Source organism: Nonomuraea cypriaca (genome assembly GCF_015645445.1).
Taxonomy (GTDB): domain Bacteria; phylum Actinomycetota; class Actinomycetes; order Streptosporangiales; family Streptosporangiaceae; genus Nonomuraea; species Nonomuraea cypriaca.
The window spans coordinates 1-658 of sequence record NZ_JADOGI010000572.1 but is presented as its reverse complement, the minus strand read 5'-3'; the positions used below and the strand labels follow the sequence as shown (position 1 = coordinate 658).

General features: G+C 74.8%; 1 pseudogene. It reads left to right on the top strand.

The features are described 5' to 3' along the window. Positions 1–512 (top strand): annotated as a pseudogene (locus tag ITP53_RS55665) (hypothetical protein); the annotation flags it as partial. Positions 513–658 lie beyond the last annotated feature (146 nt).

Here is a 658-nt window from a genome sequence, read left to right as displayed (position 1 = left end):
CCGAGGCCCCGGCCGAGCCCAAGCCCACCACCGCCGAGGCTCCCGCCGCGCCGGAGCCCACCGCCACCGAGGCTCCCGCTGACCCCAAGTCCACCGCCACCGAGGCCCCGGCGGAGCCGAAGGCCGCGGTCACGGAAGCGCCCGCCGAGCCCGCCGCTGAGCCGAAGGCCACAGCCAAGCCGAAGGCAGCCACCAAGCCGAAGGCCGCCACCGCCAAGCGGAAGGCCGCAGAGCCGAAGGCTGCTGAGGTCGCGCCCGCCGCGCCCAAGGACGTACCGGAGCCCGCCGTCGATGAGAAGCCGGCCGCCGAGCCCGACGTCGCGGCCGTGGACCTGGCCGAGCCGCTGCCCGGCTACTCCGAGCTGACCGTCGCGTCGCTGCGCGCCAGGATGCGCGGCAAGACCGCCGAGCAGATCGGCGACTTCCTGGCCTACGAGCGCGCCACGACCGCGCGCCCCGAAGTCATCCGCATGTTCGAAAACCGGCTCGCCAAACTGCTCGCTGGCGCCTAGCCTGCGGGGGCTCGCCCCCGCATTCCCCCATCACAATCGTTGCGGGGGTGGACCCCCGCGTTCCCCCCATCACACCCCTGCGGGGACAAGCCCCCGCACCCCCACGCGGGGACAAGCCCCCGCGAGCCCCCATCACAACCACTGCG